The organism is Sphingomonas panacis, from assembly GCF_001717955.1.
Taxonomy (GTDB): Bacteria; Pseudomonadota; Alphaproteobacteria; order Sphingomonadales; family Sphingomonadaceae; genus Sphingomonas; species Sphingomonas panacis.
In genome coordinates this window covers 3,642,286-3,655,452 of the sequence record NZ_CP014168.1, presented here as the reverse complement: position 1 = coordinate 3,655,452, position 13,167 = coordinate 3,642,286, and the positions used below count along the sequence as shown (strand labels likewise).

At 65.2% G+C, this 13,167-nt stretch carries 9 protein-coding genes; 6 read left to right on the top strand and 3 right to left on the bottom strand.

Translation table 11 applies throughout. The features are described 5' to 3' along the window. Nucleotides 1-13 precede the first annotated feature (13 nt). Nucleotides 14-1,312, bottom strand: a complete 1,299-nt coding sequence (locus J0A91_RS16575; protein ID WP_069207419.1) for an OmpP1/FadL family transporter — start codon at nt 1,310-1,312, stop codon at nt 14-16. A gap of 48 nt (nt 1,313-1,360) precedes the next feature. Next, a complete protein-coding gene (locus J0A91_RS16570) occupies nt 1,361-1,762 on the bottom strand; it encodes a DUF2147 domain-containing protein (RefSeq protein WP_069205820.1) in 402 nt (133 codons plus the stop codon). A 186-nt stretch (nt 1,763-1,948) separates the two neighbouring features. Here J0A91_RS16570 and J0A91_RS16565 point away from each other — a divergent pair, with 186 nt between their 5' ends. The 6 genes from J0A91_RS16565 (at nt 1,949) to J0A91_RS16540 (ending at nt 9,239) form a co-directional block, all read left to right on the top strand. After that, nucleotides 1,949-3,085 (top strand): thiolase family protein, encoded by a 1,137-nt coding sequence (locus J0A91_RS16565; RefSeq protein ID WP_069207418.1) that lies wholly within the window; start codon nt 1,949-1,951, stop codon nt 3,083-3,085. Beyond that, complete coding sequence (locus J0A91_RS16560; protein WP_069205819.1) at nt 3,082-5,403, top strand: 3-hydroxyacyl-CoA dehydrogenase/enoyl-CoA hydratase family protein; 2,322 nt, start codon at nt 3,082-3,084, stop codon at nt 5,401-5,403. Before J0A91_RS16565 ends, J0A91_RS16560 begins: the two co-directional genes overlap by 4 nt. A 12-nt stretch (nt 5,404-5,415) precedes the next feature. Next, nucleotides 5,416-7,206 carry an acyl-CoA dehydrogenase C-terminal domain-containing protein gene (locus J0A91_RS16555; RefSeq protein WP_069205818.1) on the top strand — a complete coding sequence of 597 codons (1,791 nt, stop codon included), beginning with the start codon at nt 5,416-5,418 and terminating at the stop codon, nt 7,204-7,206. Then, a complete protein-coding gene (locus J0A91_RS16550) occupies nt 7,203-8,114 on the top strand; it encodes an NAD(P)H-dependent flavin oxidoreductase (RefSeq protein WP_069205817.1) in 912 nt (303 codons plus the stop codon). The genes J0A91_RS16555 and J0A91_RS16550 overlap by 4 nt, the downstream gene beginning before the upstream one ends. Next, complete coding sequence (locus J0A91_RS16545) at nt 8,111-8,542, top strand: PaaI family thioesterase (protein ID WP_069205816.1); 432 nt, start codon at nt 8,111-8,113, stop codon at nt 8,540-8,542. Before J0A91_RS16550 ends, J0A91_RS16545 begins: the two co-directional genes overlap by 4 nt. Before the next feature lie 406 nt (nt 8,543-8,948). Beyond that, nucleotides 8,949-9,239, top strand: coding sequence for a hypothetical protein (locus J0A91_RS16540; protein ID WP_069205815.1), 291 nt, complete (start codon nt 8,949-8,951; stop codon nt 9,237-9,239). A gap of 63 nt (nt 9,240-9,302) precedes the next feature. On the opposite strand, the gene J0A91_RS16535 is transcribed toward J0A91_RS16540, so the two are convergent. Continuing rightward, nucleotides 9,303-13,160, bottom strand: coding sequence for a LamG-like jellyroll fold domain-containing protein (locus tag J0A91_RS16535; RefSeq protein ID WP_069205814.1), 3,858 nt, complete (start codon nt 13,158-13,160; stop codon nt 9,303-9,305). Nucleotides 13,161-13,167 lie beyond the last annotated feature (7 nt).

Below are 13,167 nucleotides of genomic sequence, written 5' to 3'. Positions count from 1 at the left end.
GAATTGCCTCCCTTTAGAACCGCACCCGACCGCCGAGCGACAGCACTACCGCGTGCGCGTTGGTCAGCATGCCGTTGACGACGATCGGGGTCTGCGCGGCCGTACCCGCATAGGCGGCCGTCAGGCGATCGATCTTCGCGTCCTTGAAGGTGATGTACGAGCCCGCCGCATCGAGCGTGAACGACTTGCTCACCGCGAAGCTGGCGCCGCCGGCGAAGTTCCAGCGATCGCTGTCGGGAACCCGTGCGTCGCGGTTGCCGTCGCTGGTGGGGCTCTCGTCGCGTTGAACGCCGGCGCGCAGCGTCAGTTTGGGCGAAACCGCGAGATCGACGCCACCCGCATAGCTCCAGGTGTCGTGATAATTCTCCGGGATCGCGGTGTTGAGCGGGCCGCCGAGCCGGATCGCGTCGAACTCGGACCAGCCGCTGCGCACCGCCTGCGCGTTGAGCGTGATCGCGGGCGTCACCGCGAGTCGAGCGCCGACCATCGCCTGCCATGGCGTGCTGAAGGTGGCGGTGGTGCGAATCGTGCGGTTCTGCGCGGCGAGCGGGCCGACCAGGCCGGTGATCGCCACCGATCCGTCGAGCCTATGCTTGATCGCCGACTTGTAGCTGCCGCCCAGCGAGAATGGCCCAACATGGTATTGCGCGCCGACAGTATAACCGAAGTCGATGCCGTTGCCCGACAGCCGCTGTTCGCCATCGGCAAGCAGCGGTGAGAGGTTGGGCAGTGCGTTGGAGAGCGTAGCATCGGAATATTCGATGTTCATCGATGCGCCGATCGCGAGATTGTCCGTCACCGCGAACGCGACGGTCGGTGCGATGTCATAGGTACGCAGCTTGGTCCGGTCCGCGCTATAGCGCGCCCAACTCGTCGAGGGATAATCGGTGGTGAAGCTGTACGGCGCGTTGAGCGAGATGCCGACCGACAGACGCGGCGCGACCCCACACGCGAATGATCCGGCAGGCAGCACGCCGTTGCGGATCGGGTTGCGTGTGCTCGAATCGCCGCCGACCGCGCGGGCAGCTTGACCGGGACGAACGATCACGGTGCCATTGTCGACGACGTTGCCGCGCGGCAGGATCGCGCTGACGCCAAGCGCGCCGGCGCAGCCATCCTGCCAGCCGATCGCCGCCGGGTTCCACCAGATCGATTCAGGCCCCTGATCCGCGACCTCGCCGGAGAAGGCGCGGCCGGCGCCCTTCACCGACTGCTCCTGCAGGTAGAACGCGCTCGCGTGCGCCACGCCGCTAAAGGCCAGGAACATCACCGGCAGCGTCGCCAGCGCCGAAGTCCTGCGGAAATTCTTCATCTGCCTATCCATCCTCTCGTCTTTTTTACTGAACCGGTGATCGTGCGATCACCGAATACGCGTCCACACTTGCGTCTTGCACAACGGCCAGACGATGCAGCCCTTGAGCTTGATCTGATCAGCGCTGGTCGGGGTGAGCGTGGCGTTATACGTGCCGCCATCTTCGGCGTTGTAGATCGTGCCCCCGGCCCAGGCGTCCGGCTTCCAAGTGAAGCCTTTCAGGATTGTCAGCCCTTTCAGTGCGCGTGTGCGCAGGCTGGCGTCCTTGTTGTTGACGTCCTTGAGATGCGGATCGGCACGCAAACCGTCCGATTCGACCAGCGATCCGCAGATCGAGGCGCCGCATTTGCTGATCTCCACCACGCCGTGGCGGGTAGGTGTTTGCCATCGACCGACCACGGAGTCCGGGGTGGTCGCAGCAGCGGCGGCCGCTGCCAACAGTAACATCATCCTCTCTCTCCCAACCTTGTGTCATGCCGGTGAACCGGCGCGCTGGTCTCGGCGTTTCGCTCATTGCGATTGAAACGCGAATCACTCTTTGCCGCAAAAATCAGTTGACGTATAGGTCAATTATCGCACCATTAGGGAATGACGATGGGAACGCTGATTCCCGACATCAATGGAGAGGCATGTTTGATGCGCGACGTGGTTATTGCGGGCTATGCCCGGTCCCCCTTTCATCTCGCCGGCAAGGGCGCGCTGGCGCGGGTCCGTCCTGACGATCTCGCGGCTACGGTGATTCGCGGGCTGATCGAGCGCACTGGCGTAAAGCCCGAGGATATCGAGGATATCGTGCTGGGTTGCGCCTTCCCGGAAGGCGAGCAGGGCTTCAATATGGCCCGGCTGGTCGGGCTGCTGGCCGATCTTCCGCTGTCGGTCGGCGGCATGACGGTCAACCGTTTCTGTGGCTCCTCGATGAGCGCGATCCACATCGCCGCCGGGCAGATCCAGCTCGGTGCGGGTGAGGCGTTCATTTGCGCCGGCGTCGAGTCGATGAGCCGCGTGCCGATGATGGGCTTCAACCCGCTCCCGAACCCGGTGCTGGCGAAGAAGAGCGCCGCATACATGGGCATGGGTGACACCGCCGAGAACGTCGCGACCAAATATCAGATCACGCGAGCGCAGCAGGAAGCGTTCGCGGTGGCAAGCCAGGACAAGGCCGCCGCTGCAGTTGCCGCTGGCAAGCTCGATGCCGAGATCGTGCCGATCCAGACCAAGGCTGGCGTGGTCGATAAGGATGGTACGCCACGTCCCGGCACCACCGCTGAGGCGCTTGCCGGGTTGAAACCCGCGTTCAGCCAGGAGGGTACGGTTACGGCCGGCACAGCCTCGCCGCTCACTGACGGCGCAAGCGCGGTGCTGGTCACCAGCGAGGAGTATGCGCGCGCGAACGGCCTCACGATACTCGCGCGGATCAAATCGGTGGCGGTGTCGGGATGCCAGCCTGAGATCATGGGAATCGGCCCGGTCGAGGCATCGCGCAAGGCGCTCAAGCGCGCAGGTCTCGACGCCAGCCAGATCGACGTGGTCGAGCTCAACGAGGCGTTCGCCAGCCAGGCGCTGGCCTGTATCGGCGACCTCGGTCTCGATGCAGCCAAGGTGAACCTCGATGGCGGCGCGATCGCGATCGGCCATCCGCTTGGCGCGACCGGCGCGCGGATCGTCGGCAAGGCGGCGGCACTGCTCCAGCGTGAGGGCGGCAAATATGCGCTCGCAACGCAGTGCATCGGCGGCGGACAGGGCATCGCCACCGTTCTGGAGGCAGTGGAATGAGCGACACCATCAAGAAAATTTGCGTGATCGGCGCTGGCACGATGGGGGCGGGCATCGCCGCGCAGGTCGCCAATGCCGGTGTTCCTGTGCTGCTGCTCGACATCGTCCGCGATCCCGCCGACCGCAATGCGGTCGCCGCCGGCGCGGTCGCGAAGATGCTCAAGACCGATCCCGCCCCCTTCATGTCGAAGGCGGCGGCGAAGCTGGTCGAGACCGGCAACATCGAGGACGATCTCGCCCGCGTCGCGGAATGCGACTGGATCGTCGAGGCGATCGTCGAGCGGCTCGATCTCAAGCAACAGCTTTATGCGAAGCTGGAGGACGTGCGGCGTGCCGGCACGGCGATCTCGTCGAACACCTCGACGATCCCACTCGGCCATCTCATCGAGGGGCGTTCGGAAGCGTTTCGGCGCGACTTCCTCATCACCCACTTCTTCAATCCGCCGCGCTACATGCGCCTGCTCGAGATCGTGTCCGGGCCGGAGAGCCATGCGGCGCTGGTCGCGCGCGTGTCCGATTTCGCCGATCGCCAGCTCGGCAAGACAATCGTCGTCGCCAAGGATACGCCGGGCTTCATCGCCAACCGCGTCGGCACCTTCTGGATTCAGGCGGCGCTCAACGCGGCGTTCGAGCTTGGCCTGACGGTCGAAGAGGCCGATGCGATCGCCGGCAAGCCGATGGGTGTGCCCAAGACGGGTGTGTTCGGATTGGTCGATCTGGTCGGTATAGATCTGATGCCGCATCTCCAGAAAAGCCTTACCGAGACTTTGCCCAAGGGCGACGCCTATCAAGCGATCTCGACGATCCCGCCGCTGATCGGGAAAATGATCGCCGAGGGCTATACCGGCCGCAAGGGCAAAGGCGGTTTCTATCGGCTCAACCGCGAAGCGGGCAAGCGCAAGGAAGCGATCAACCTCGCGACCGGCGAATATCGTGCTGTTGTGACGCCGCCTTCGCTGCCCGGCGCGGCGGCCAAGGGCGATCTCGGCGCATTGCTCGCGCTGCCCGGCAAGTCCGGTGCCTACGCTTGGGCGATCCTCGGCCAGACGCTCGCCTACGCCGCCAGCCTGGTGCCCGATGCGGCCGACGATATCGTCTCGGTCGATACCGCGATGAAGCTCGGCTACAATTGGAGTTTCGGCCCCTTCGAGCTGATCGACAAGATCGGCGCGGTCGCGTTGGCCAAGCGCCTTGCGGACGAGGGCAAGCCGGTGCCGGCGATCCTGACGCTGGCGGGCGAGCGCAGCTTCTACCGCGTCGAAAATGGCGTGCGTCAGTATCTCGGCCTCGACGGCGCGTATCACGACATCGTCCGACCCGACGGCGTGCTGATGCTCGCCGACATTAAACTCAGCTCGAAGCCGCTCGCCAAAACGGCTTCGGCGGCGTTGTGGGACGTCGGTGATGGCGTTGCTTGCATCGAATTTACTGGAAAGATGAACGCGCTCGATGGCGAGGTGATGGCGCTGATCGGGAAGGCGATCCCGATCGTCGCCGAGAAGTTCAAGGCGCTGGTGGTGTACAACGAGGGCAAGAGCTTCTCGGCCGGCGCCAACCTGGGTCTCGCGCTGTTCGCGCTCAACATCGCTGCATGGGGCGAGATCGACAAACTCGTCGCCGGCGGGCAGGAGGCGTACAAGGCGCTCAAATATGCGCCTTTCCCGGTGGTCAGCGCGCCGTTCGGCATGGCGCTTGGCGGGGGGTGCGAGATATTGCTCAACAGCGATGCTGTGCAGGCACATGCCGAGACCTATACCGGCCTGGTCGAATGCGGGGTCGGGCTGATCCCCGGCTGGGGCGGTTGCGGCGAGATGATCGACCGCTGGCGCAGCAACCCGGCGATGCCAAAGGGGCCGATGCCGGCGGTGGCTAAGGTGTTCGAGACGGTTTCGACCGCGACGGTCTCCAAATCGGCGGCGGAAGCCAAGGAATACGGCTTCCTGCGCCCGAGCGATGGCATCACCATGAACCGCGACCGGCTGCTTGCCGACGCCAAGGCAAAGGCACTCGCGCTCGCAGAGGGCTATCAGCCCCCGGCACCGCCCGAATTTCGCCTGCCGGGCGCGGCTGGACGTGTCGCGCTCGACATGGCGGTGAAGGGCTTCCAGGCGCGCGGCCTCGCCACCGACTATGACGGCGTCGTCTCGGGGTTCCTGGCCGACGTGTTGACCGGCGGCGAGGCCGATCTGGTCGATACCGTCACCGAGGCGGACCTGCTCGCGCTGGAACGCAAGGCGTTCGCGAAACTGGTGCGCGACACGCGCACGCAGGCGCGCATCGAAACCATCCTCGAAACCGGCAAACCGCTGCGCAATTGAGAGACTGATCCCATGCAAGTCTATGACGCTCCGCTGCGCGACATGCGCTTCGTCCTCGACGAACTGCACCAGGATGACGGCTTCGGCGGCATCCCGGCGCTCGAAGAGTTCACGCCCGACCTGACCAGCGCCGTGTTGGAGGAAGCCGCGCGCTTCTCCCGCGAGGTGCTGGCGCCGATCAACCGCTCCGGCGACGAGGAAGGCTGCCATTTCGAGAACGGCGTCGTCCGCACGCCCGAGGGCTTCAAGGAGGCCTATAAGCAGTTCGCCGAAGGCGGCTGGACATCGCTCGCCTCCGATCCCGAGTGGGGCGGGCAGGGCTTGCCGGAAGCGGTGAGCAAGCTCGTCGAGGAAATGAGCTGTTCGGCCAATCTGTCGTTCGGTCTGTATCCCGGCCTCAGCCACGGCGCGACCACCGCGATCGAAGGCCATGCCAGCGAGGATATCAAGCGTGCCTATCTGCCCAAGCTGGTGAGCGGCGAATGGGCAGGCACCATGTGTCTGACCGAATCGCATTGCGGCACCGATCTCGGTCTGTTGCGCACCCGCGCGGTGCCACAGGACGATGGCAGCTACCGCGTCACCGGCTCGAAGATCTTCATCTCGGCTGGCGAGCATGACCTCACCGACAACATCATCCATCTCGTGCTCGCGCGCCTGCCTGACGCACCCAAGGGCGTGAAGGGCATCAGCCTGTTCCTCGTGCCCAAGTATCTGCCCAACGATGATGGCTCTGTTGGTCCGTCCAACGGCGTCGCCTGCGGCGCGATCGAGCACAAGATGGGCCTCAAGGCCTCCGCCACCTGCCAGATGAACTTCGACGATTCGACCGGGTGGCTGGTCGGTGAGCCCAACAAGGGCATGGCCGCGATGTTCACGATGATGAACGCCGAGCGCGTCTCGGTCGGCATCCAGGGGCTCGGTGTCGGCGAGGCGGCGTATCAGTCGGCAGTGTGGTACGCCAAGGATCGCCTGCAGGGACGATCGTTGTCGGGCGTGAAAAATCCGGACGGCCCGGCCGATCCGATCATCGTTCACCCCGATGTGCGCCGCATGCTGATGACGATGCGCGCCTATAACGAGGGGTGCCGCGCGCTGTCCGGGTGGGTATCGCGTGCGCTCGATGCCGAAAAGCATTCACCCGACCCCGAAGTGAAGCAGCGTGCAGCCGACTTCACAGCCTTGATGACGCCGGTCGTGAAGGCGCTGTTCACGGACCTCGGCCATGAAAGCGCGCATCTGGCGGTGCAATGTTACGGTGGCCACGGCTACATTCGCGAAAGCGGCGTCGAGCAATATGCCCGCGATGCCCGCATCGCGATGATCTATGAGGGCACCAACGGTATCCAGGCGCTCGATCTGGTCGGGCGCAAGCTCGGCGCGCATACGGGACGCTACCTTCGCAGTTTCTTCCACCCGGTCTCGGCGTTTATCGAGGAGAACAGCGGCGAGGGGCCGATGAAGCCGATGATCGACGCGCTCGCGCGAGCGTTCGGCGCGCTCCAGCTTTCCACCGCGACGATCGCCCAGCGTGGTATGAGCGACCCGGAGGAAGCGGGCGCGGCGGCAAGCGACTACCTTCGGCTGCTCGGCCTCGTCGGGATGGCGTACTGCTTTGCGCGTGCAACAAAGATCGCCGGGCTGAAGCTACTGTTCGGCACCGATGAAAAAGCGTTCTACGACGCCAAGATCAAGACCGCGACGTTCTTCTTTGAACGCATCCTGCCGCAGACGGCGGCTCTGTTCCTCCAGATCAAAGCCGGCAAGAAGTCGATGATGGCGCTTGATCAGGACGCGTTTTGACGCTCCCGGTGTCTCTCTCGGCGCGGCTCGCCATCCCGGCGATCGTCGCGCCGATGTTCCTCGTCTCGGGGCCGGATCTGGTCGTGGCGTGCTGTACGGCCGGGCTGCTCGGGACGTTCCCGGCGCTCAACCAGCGTACAACGGATGGCTTCGAGCAATGGCTCGAGGCCATCGCGGCCCGGCTTGCCGGAGTGTCGGATGCGGCTCCGTTCGGCGTCAACCTCATCGTCCACAAGAGTAATACCCGGCTCGACGCCGATCTTGAGCGTATCGTCGCGCACAAGGTTCCGGTGGTCATCACCTCGCTCGGCGCTGTGTCCGAAGTGGTGCGCGCGGTGCAGAGTTACGGTGGTTTGGTGCTGCACGATGTCATCAGTGCCCGCCACGCCGAAAAGGCTGTCGCGGCCGGGGTCGATGGACTGATTGCGGTATGTGCGGGTGCGGGCGGTCATGCCGGCAGGCTCAGCCCGTTCGCGCTGGTTTCTGAAATACGGACGTTTTTCGATGGCCCGCTGGCGCTGGCTGGCGCGATCAGTGAAGGGCGGCACATCGCCGCCGCGCGGATGATGGGCGCGGATCTTGGCTATATCGGATCGCACTTCATCGTTGCCGAGGAGAGCCTCGCGAGCAGCGCGCAAAAGGCGATGATGCTTGAGGCGCGCGCGGCCGACATCACCTACACTGACAAGGTCACGGGGGTGAACGCCAATTTCCTCACGCCCAGCCTCGCCGCCGCGACGCTGCCAGACTCGCATGGCGGTCTTTCGATCGCAGAAGAGGCACGCGCCTGGAAGTCGATCTGGTCGGCCGGACATGGCGTTGGCGGAGCACGCGCGATCCGCCCCGCGCGCGACATCTGCGCTGCGCTGGTGGCGGAATATCAAGCAGCGAAGCGCATCGCGCTATGACGGGCCTCGATGAAATCCGCGCAATGGTCGCCGGTGGCCGACGGCCGCCGATGATGGAGTTGCTCGATATTGATCTGGTCGAGGTCGATAAAGGCTATGTGATGTTCACGGCAACGCCCGGCGCCTCGCACTACAATCCGCTAGGGATCGTACATGGCGGCTTCGCAGCAACAATGCTCGATTCGGCATGCGGTCTTGCTGCGAGCAGTGCGACCGACGTGCCGATGACGTGCGTCACGCTCGAGATCAAGATCAGCTATCAAGCTGCGTTGAGTGCGCGGACCGGGCAAGTCCGCGCGATTGGCCGGCTGATCTCTTTGGGCCGTCGCGTCGCATTCACCAAAGCGCGGCTGGTCGACCAGGCCGAGCGACTCTTCGCCACGGCCACATCGACGTTGTTGGTGTCTGAGCGTAACCAAACCTCTTGATGTTCGTGCCGCGTGGGACATAGCTTGGGGCATTTCTGTCACCCCTGCTTGTTGAGGACGCCGCTTTCGGAATCTTTTTGCCCAACAAAGCCTCGATCGCCTGACATTCGGAGCGGCGTCCAGCTGGTCGGGTGGGGCTGGGGTCTATACGTCGCTGGGTGCGGCTTCAGGCGAAGCGCATCGGCGCACCATTAACTATCTTGCCCGCGCGACCTCTTGTTCTGGTCCGTATATGGTCGTTACGCTTTCGATTCGAAAGCGTACATGACAGTTGGGGGCAACTGATGAAGAAACATGCAGATGAGACTGCGGCATTTGACACCGAGCTTACCACGAATTGCGCGAAGGGCGCCGCCTCGATGCCGGCGGCTCGCGCACGCGATAATTGCGTGTCTCGGAGATCGTTATGAACGATGCAACCCCGCTCACGGAGCTCTTTGTCGAGAGCTTCAACCGTGATCTTGCCGCACTAGACTGTCCGGCGCGCGTCTCGATGCCGCGTGGTGACCACGACGATCGCGTTTTGGAGCTTCTTGACGCAGAGGGCGAATTTCTGTGTTTTGTGCCCGAAAGTGGCTCGCCGGAGATGGCGAAGACTGCGTACGGCCTTTACCTTCAGGGTCTCCACGCCGGCGAACACCTCGCTTGGGCAAAGCTCCACCGGATGATCGGCACCCTCTTGAATCCGAACGACTGAATCCGGTGATATAGCTGACGATGATCTCCGCCCACGCGGGATTTGTCTGCGAGATCGTGCCGATTACATTGTTACGGATTTGCGGTTTCCGTTGGCGATCGTTGCGCCGATGCGGGCGCGGTTGTTCGTCGTCGATATTTCGCCCGGATTCCCCTCCAGCGCGAGCGTCACCGAGAGCGTATCGGGTTCGACGCCGCGTGGGATGGCGAAGCGGACGCTTGTCGTTTTCGGGAGCAGGTCGATCGGGGCTGCCAAACTCGGAAAGCGTGCGGTGGCAAGCGACTGGCCTTCGCCGTTGATCAGCGTCGCGATGCCGGCCGGCGTTGGCTTTGCGCCGAGGCTGTGGATGGTCGCGGTGAGATTGGCGCCTTTGACGACAAGATCATCGGCAGACAGGCCAATGTCCGCGCGAGTCCGCGGTTCTTCGCCTTCCGCCGCCAGCGTCAATGTGAACACGATGGTCTGGCGGGGCGGAAGCGAGAGTGGGACGGGCGTTCCTTCTTCAAAGTCGATCTGCGTGGCGGGCGAGGGCGTGTCGGCTTGGTCGTCGCCGTTGGTGTCGATGCCGCGCGTCATCGACCAGCGGCCCGCCGCGATGCCGTCGCCGATCATCGTCGCGGTGATCGGCCGATCGGTGAGATTGTATGCGATCACCTTGAAACGTCGGGGATCGCCGGAGGGAATCAGGATTGCGAGGTCTTCGGCGGTCGTGCCGCCGTCGAAGCGCCAGCGGACGAGATTGCCGGGCGCGTAGGCGTTGCGGCGGTGGGCGACGCCGCCGAGGCGGGTGCGCTGGAGCAGTTCGATCGGCACGCTGACGCGATCGGACCACAAATGGCCTTCGGTCAGCAGGTGCATGCGCTGGCTGTCGGACCGGATTTCGGCGCCGAACAGATCGGCGAGGATCGTCTTGTCGCCGGTGCTTTGCCAGCGGACGAAGCGGGCGAAGTCGGCGTCGGTGCTGCCGCCAAGATTGCGATCGTTGTCCACTCCGGCCGCGGTGATGGTGCCGTCGGCGATCTGTTGGATCAGCTTGGGGCCGGCGGGGAGGCGGGTGAGGAGATCCGGGTTGAGGCGGGAGATGGCGGCAAGGTTGTGGTGGGTGAGATCCGCGACGATTGGGCGAAGGTAGCGATCGTCGTGGGTCCAGGTCCAGGCGGCCCAGAAGACGTTGGCGGCGCTGACCACGCCGCTGCCGCGCGTGGCGTCGGTGGCCCATTCGATCTCGGACGGATAGCTCCAGCTTCCATCCGCCGCCTGCTTGCCGTGGGCGAGCCAGTCGTCGAGCAGCGGCAACAGCGCGGATTTCACCGCGGGCGCGCCGTTATAGTCGGCGAGCAGCAGGCCGGGATGGGTGATGAGCAGGCTGTAGGGGCGCTGCCAGCCCCAGACGCCCTCGCGCACGATATCGGTGCCGCTGTAATAGCTCGACACGAAGTGGTGGTGCCCTGCGGGGTTGACCGCGATCAGGCGCGGATAGTTGCGCGCCACCGCCATCGCGCGCTCGATCGCGGTTGGGTCGCCGCGACTGAGCTGGAGCGACTGGGCGACCGAATTGATGCCCTCTTCGTAGCTGTGCAACTCGTCGGCGCGGATGCGGCTCAGCCCGTCCGACCACATGCCGTTGGTGTAGGTCGCGTCCAACACGCGACGTTGCGAGGCGGCGAGGCGGGCGGGCTCTACCCCCATCAGCGCGAGCGGCACCCATTGGTTGACCAGATCGGTATCGTCGGAGAGGCCGCCACCGAACTCCCCATCGGCGATCTGGCGGTTGTCGATCCACCAGTCGACGAACCGGCGGTAGAGCTTCAGATTCTCGCTCTGGCGGAACGCCCAGAGCGGCGCGCCGGCGGGCGGGACGGGCTGGGTGAACGGGGCATAAGGCTGGTTGGGGTTCTTCTCGACCCAATAGGCGCGCGCGACCGCATTGTCGGGATCGACGCGCAGCACGTCCGATATGTCACGTTCGAAACGGTCCCAGACCGGATAGGCGCGCGTGTTGGGCTGTTCCTCGACCAGAAAGGCGAGATTGTCGCGCGCCTGTTCGAAGCGATCGGCGACATGCTCGGGCTTGGCGGCGGCGGCGGGCTTGTAGAGCAAACGCAGACGCGTGCCGTCGAGCTTCGCGGCATCGAAGCCACCGCCGGCGGCGGCGATCGTGACGTAGAGGTTCGCGCCGGGCGGTAGGATACGATCGCGCGTGTCGAGCCAGAGCGTGCGCGCCTCGTGCGGCTTTACCGAGACATTGATGTCGAGCAGGTCGCGATCGGGCCAGGTCGGATCCTTGACGCGGATGTTGAGCGGCAACAGCGCGCCGTGGGTCGGCTGTACGTCGAGCGCGGGCAGATCGATCGCGATCCCGTCGAGGCCGACGTCCATATTCTCGGTGCCATATGCGAAGCGCGAGATCGCGCCCCCCGGCCGGCTGTCGCGGAAATCGCCGGGGATGAGGATGTGGACGAGCGGCAAGCCGCGCGACGCCGGTGCGGCGACCGGCTTGCGCGGCGCGCCGGCGGGGAGCGCGACGATCGTCGCGCGCTCATCGGCGACGTAGCGGCCGGCGATCGTCCGGCGCAGCGGATCGAGCGCGGGATAGCTGGCGGGATCGGCTGTCGCATCGAGCGTGTAGGTCATCACCACGGGATCGTCGGGGACGGTGCGGGCGGTGACGTCATAGGCGCCGATCTCCTCGATCGGGGTTTCCTGCGCGACGTTTTCGAAGCGCAGCACGCCACCGCGACGTTCCTTGCCGAGTGCGGTCGAGGTTCGCTCCAGCCCGGCCGGGCGCGTAAGCAGCTTGCCTCCCAGGTCGCTGAGCGTGCCATAGGCCGGGCCGTTGATCTCGATCCGGTTCCACGGCTCGTCCGGCAGGGTGAGCGTGTAGGTCTTGCCGCCGGTCGAATAGACGTTCCAGTCGGGCAGTTCGAAATAATCGTGCCGGCCTGGCAGGCGCGATCGGTTGTAGACGCCCGGCCACGTCGTCTCGCGGATGCCGTCGGCACCACGGAACATGCGCTCCTTCTGGTCGCGCGTGTCGGCGAACTCGACCTTGCGGATTCGCGTCTCCGTGCTGGCGAGATAGTCGGGTGCGGCGCCGGTCCAGCCGTAGCGCAGCCACCATTCGTCGCGCGTGGTGGTGTCGGCGAGCGAGCGCGACGGGGCGGCGGGCACCGCCGGCGCTTGCGCGGCGGCGAGCGCGGCGACCTGCGCATCGTCGAGCCGGTGATCGTAGATGCGGATCTCGTCGATGTCGCCGGAGCGAACGTAATTGTACTGGCTCTGCACCTGATACGGCGAGACGATGCGCTGGAACGGGCCGAAGCCGAACAGGCCGCCGTCATAGACCGCCTTGCGATCGGCATGGGCGACCGGCTTGCCGTCAATCCACAGCTTGACGCCGCTGGTCTCATCCCATGCGAAGGTGACGTGAATCCACGTGGTCGGCGATGGCACGGTATCGATCCGAAACGAGACGCGGGTGCGGGCGAGGCCGGTATCGGTGACGAAGGCATCGAAGCCGTGGCCGTTCCAGTCGATCCGGCCCCACGCCATGTCCCAGCTCGTGCCGTCGCTGTCGCCGATGCGGAACAGCGGAAACGGCGTCGTGCCCAGCGGGGTGCGCGGGCGGAAGAAGAACGACAGCGTGCCGCGCTGCGCGACGATGTTGCCGGGCGCGGACCAGGCGAGCGTGAGCTGGTCCGCCAGCGAGAGCGCTTGCCCGACGCGACCGTCCGCGACCGTCCTGACGCCGTCGGCGAAGATCGGGGTGGCGAGGCCAGCGGCGTGATCGGCGATCGCGCCGGTTTCGCCGGATACGGCGAAGAGGAGGCCGTCGTTTCCGCTCGCAGGCGTCTGCGCGAGGGCGGGTGTAGCGAGACAGGTTGTGGCTGCCATGAGAACGCGGAAGCTGGGTGCCTTCATGCCGGTC